We start from the raw sequence: 4,511 nt of genomic DNA, 5'->3' as shown, positions 1-4,511 counted from the left end.
TCCACGTGGATCGCGTGGCGGACGCCGTCCTTCACGCCGACGATCTCGAAGTGCTTCGGCTTGCGCTTGGGCTCTCCCTCGACCTCATAACCCTGGGTCTTGACCGCGGCGCGTGCCGCGTCCGGGTCCACCGCGGCGTGCTTGTCGTCCTCGTGCTTCGTCGGCCACGCGACCGCGCGCGTCGTGCCGTCCGCGAGGGTGATGGAGGACACCTTGATCTCGGACGGCTTGCGCGCACCCTTGATCGTGACCGTGTCGCCCTGGGCGACCGCGATGCCCTCGGCGCCCTTCGGCCCCAGGTCGGCGAGGCAGCGGCCGTCCTTACCCTCGATGGCGAAGCGGTGCCCGAAGAGGGCCCAGACGGTGCCGGTGACGGTCTGCATGTCGTTCATGTGAGATCTTCCTCGGATATCGCTCGCCGACCTGGGGCGCGAGACGCTCGCTGAGCTCGGACGGGCCGTTTCCCGGCGGCGCCGAACCGGACGTCCACCTGCCCCTGTCGGGGGTGGGGACCGATCTAAGCCGGGGCTTCCAACCCATCCTGAACCGGGCCGTTCAGCCCCCGTTAGGGAACCGTAACCCTCCGTCGATCCCGCAGAGGAGGCGCGTATCGCTCTCCGGCCCTGAGTATCAGGCCGCGAACTTCCGGACGGCTTCGACCACCCTGTCGCCGCGGAAGGGCTTGTCGCAGAAGATGCCCCGCGCCGGGATCCGAGCAACGTCCGGCCTCAGCGCACCGGTCATCACGAGTTCGATCGGCGGCCAGCGATCTCGGATCATGGCCATGAGCGTCAGCCCCATGACCGAGCCCCGCACGTCGAGATCGGCGAACACGACGTGGATATCCGCACGCGCCTCCAGGATCTGGATCGCCGAGGCGGTGCTCGTCGCGACCACGGCCTGGCAACCCGCCTCCTCCACGAAGTCGCTCATGACCATCGCGAGGATCGGCTCATCCTGAACCACGAGGACCACCGGCCGCGTCGTGGCATCGTCCACATCGCTCGTCACGACCGCTGGACCTCATGAAGCGGCGCCCGCATCGTCGCTCGCACTCCGTCCGGGGAATAATCCACTTCGACACCACCCGCCCCGCCGAGCCCCATTCGAATCAGGCGCGAACCAAACCCTTTGCTGGTCGGTGCCTTGACCGGAGGCCCGCCGCGCTCCTGCCAATGCAGGACGAGATCCGGTGTTCCGGCCCCCGCTTCGACGAACCAGCGCACCTCGACCCGCCCCGCCTCGGAGGACAAGCTCCCGTACTTCGCCGCGTTCGTCGCCAGTTCGTGCAGGAGAAGCGAGGCCGACAGCGCCGCACTGGGGCCCATGGCGATGTCGGGCCCGTCGAGAACGAGCCGTCCGGCGGGAGCGGTGGTCGACAGCACGTCCTCGCACACCGCGCGCAGTGACGCGGACGCCCAACTCGTGCGCAGCAGGAGATCGTGCGCCGACGCCAGGGCCTGCACCCGCCGCTCGAAGGCCTCCACGGGCTCGCGGTCCGAAACCGTGCGAAGGGTCTGGCGCGCGATGCTCGTGACCATCGTGAGGGTATTCTTGAGGCGATGCGAGAGTTCGTGGTTGAGGACCTCCTGCCGCTCCTCGGCCTGCACCCGCTCCGTCACGTCGTTGGCTGCCCCGAACCACTCGACGATCGCGCCGTGCGCGTCGAGGATCGGCACCGCGCGCGACAGGACCCAGCCGAAGCCGCCGTCCGCCCTGCGCACGCGGTGCTCCAGTTCGAAGACGTCCCTGCGGTGGATCGCGTCCGCGATCGCATCCATCACGCCGGGGCGGTCTTCCGGATCGATGTAGGCATCGAGCCAGCGCATGTCGGGCGAACCCGTGTCGGTGAGGAAGCCCGCCCCGTCGAGGGCGCGCATCTCCTGCCAGTCCGGGCTCATGCGATAGACGGTCTGGGCCCCGGCGGTCACGAGGGCACGAAAGCGGGTCTCGCTCTCGTGCAGCGCCTTCTGTGCGGAGCGCCGCTCGGTGACGTCGTTGAACAGGATCGCGATCCGACGCTCCTCGGGCTTGCCGATGCGGACGGCCCGGACGTCGAACCAGCGCTCGAAGGCAGCGGCGTAGTTCTCGAAGCTCGCCGGCTCGCCGGTCTTCGCGACGTGTCCGTAGGCGTCGAACCAGAAGCGCTCCAGGTCCGGCGCGAACTCCGTCACCCACTTGCCCCGCAGGTTGACGCCGGCCTGACGCTCGAAGGCGGGATTGGCCTCGACGAAGCGGTAGTCCACCGGCCGGTCGTCGCCGTCGAACTTCACCTCGACGATGGCGAACGCCGCCTCGACGGTGTTCAGGATGGTCCGGAAGCGCTCCTCGCTCTCTCGCAGGGCGGCTTCGGCCTGTTTGATCGCGGTGATGTCGCGGGAGATCGACAGGAGCTTCTCCGGCACGCCGTCCGAACCGGCCATCGGCGTGACGATGACGTCCCACCAGCGGGGTGAGCCCTTCAGGGTCGGCGCGCCCCCCTGGAAACGTCCGGTGCCGCCGCGCCTGGCCGCCTCGATCGCCGCCAGGGCGTCGGGGTGATGGTCGCCCGGCCAGAGGTCCAGCCAGCACACGCCCGCGACGGCGCCGAAGTCGTCGACCTCCATGACGCACATGCCGCCTTCGCTCATGAACTCCAGCCGCGCATCGAGGTCGAGGACCTTGACGCAGTCGGCCGAACTCGCGAGCACGCGGCGGTTGAACTCCTCGCTGGTCCGCAAGGCCTCCTCGGCGACCTTGCGCGCGTTGATGTCCGCCGTGACGACCAGCAGGTGCTTCAAGTTACCCCAGCGGTCGTCGAGCCGTTGGATGCTGCTGTTGGCCCAGATCAGCGTCCCGTCCGGTCGCACGTAACGCTTGTCGAGGGACGTGGCCCGGCCGGTCTCGATGGCCAGGCCGACCGCGGCGAAGCTCGGCGCGAGATCGTCCGGCCAGGTGACGTCCGCGACCCCGAGGGCGAGCACCTCCTCGGCCGGGCGGCCGAGGATCCGGCACAGCTCGGCGTTCACGCGGAGGAAGCGGCCGGTGCTGTCGACCTCCGACAACCCGACCGAGGCATTGGCGAAGATCGCCGTCAGTTGCGCCTCGCTCTCACGGAGGCGTGCCTCGGCGCGGGCGCGCTCGAGGGCCGACCACAGGCGGGCGCAAGTTTCCTCGACCAGCGCGATCTCGGCCGGCGTCCAGGCGCGGGGCTCCGCGTGGTGCAGGAACAGCATGGCGACCATCCGGCCCGCCCGAAGATGCGGCACGTCGAGGAGGGAGAGCGTGCCGATTTCCTCGTAGGCCGCGACCACATCGGGATGCGCGGTCAGCGGGTCCGCGCGGACATCGCCGACCGCGACGGTCCCGCCGGCCCTGAGTTGCGCGGCGAACGGCACCCCGAAATCGTCCAGGCGCCACGTTCCGACGACCGACGCGATCCGGCCGCCGCTCCAGTCGCGGTACACGCTGACATGCGTCTGGGTGGCGTCGAGTTCGCCGAAGCCGACCTGATCCACGCCGAGGTGCCGACCGAGGGCCTCCGTGGCCACCTCCATCATCGCGACGGGATCGATCAGGTTCTGGAGCCGTCGCTCCAGAGTCAGTTGAAACGCCTGCTGCTCGCGCCGGGCCACGTCGGCGGCGGCGCGCTGCAGGACGTCGAGATGCGTGGCGATCAGACCGGCGAAGGCGCGGAACAGATCCCTGGTCTCAGGGGTGTCGACGCGGTGGGGCTGCGGATCGATGGCGCAGAGGGTGCCCCAGAAGACGTCGTCCGGCAGCACGATGGGGACGGAGACGTAGCTCTGGAAGCCGTACAACGCCGGGGTCGGATGCCCGCAATAGGTCGGATCCTCGGCAGCGTCGTCGATCATCACCGGGCTGCGCGTCTGCCGGATTTCCCGGCACAGCGTCGTCGCCACCTGCAGCTCACCGCCCGGCTGCAGACCGAACGCGATCTCGTCGCGCACGGCGCAGGCGACCCATCGATCCTCGGTGACCCGCGCGACGGCGGCGAACCCCATGCCGGTCGTCCGGCAGATGACATCGAGCAGGGTCGGAAGCGCCTCGATGCGGCCGATATCCGCGATGTCGGCCGCGAAATCGTGCGCCTGCACGGGCCTGCCCGTCACCTCGTTCATCGGACCGGCACATCCGGCCCGGCCAGCGTACGCATCCCGGCGCCAGGCGGCCTCGCCGCGAAGGCGTGACGCGGCGACGGATGCGCGCCAACGCGGGGAGAGCCGCGGTGCTCCGGCCCTGAACGGTCCTGTGCAAACTGTCGCCGCGTAGGGACGGCCGCAGCGACGACGAATTCACGGTCGGGCATCGGGTAGCGGGAGGTTGCGCGAGATCCGTAGCGTTCGAAACCGCTCTCGCACACGAACAGCCGACGCTCAACCTCATCGGTGACGACACCCCACGATACCGCGCCGGCCATGTCCGTCGTTGGCAAGGCGCCAGTCTCGGCGTCCTCGATTTGCCGCGAGCGGCCTCTTGGTCATGCGGTTCCGTCAGGATGCCGCAACCGC

Annotated in this window: 3 protein-coding genes; all 3 read right to left on the bottom strand. The window is 69.5% G+C overall.

Annotated features, from left to right (window positions below):
- Positions 1-392 (bottom strand): hypothetical protein (locus K2X24_RS10405; RefSeq protein WP_292497569.1); only part of this gene is annotated, 392 nt, incomplete at its 3' end.
- A gap of 238 nt (positions 393-630) precedes the next feature.
- A complete protein-coding gene (locus tag K2X24_RS10400; RefSeq protein WP_292497566.1) occupies positions 631-1,011 on the bottom strand; it encodes a response regulator in 381 nt (126 codons plus the stop codon).
- Entirely contained in the window at positions 1,008-4,121 is a 3,114-nt protein-coding gene (locus tag K2X24_RS10395) for a PAS domain S-box protein (RefSeq protein WP_292497563.1), read from the bottom strand. Before K2X24_RS10395 ends, K2X24_RS10400 begins: the two co-directional genes overlap by 4 nt.
- Between the last annotated feature and the right edge of the window lie 390 nt (positions 4,122-4,511).

Origin of the sequence: Methylobacterium sp. (genome assembly GCF_019750675.1) — a bacterium.
Classification (GTDB): domain Bacteria; phylum Pseudomonadota; class Alphaproteobacteria; order Rhizobiales; family Beijerinckiaceae; genus Methylobacterium.
Note: the sequence above shows the minus strand (reverse complement) of the source record. Positions and strands in the feature narration are given on the sequence as shown.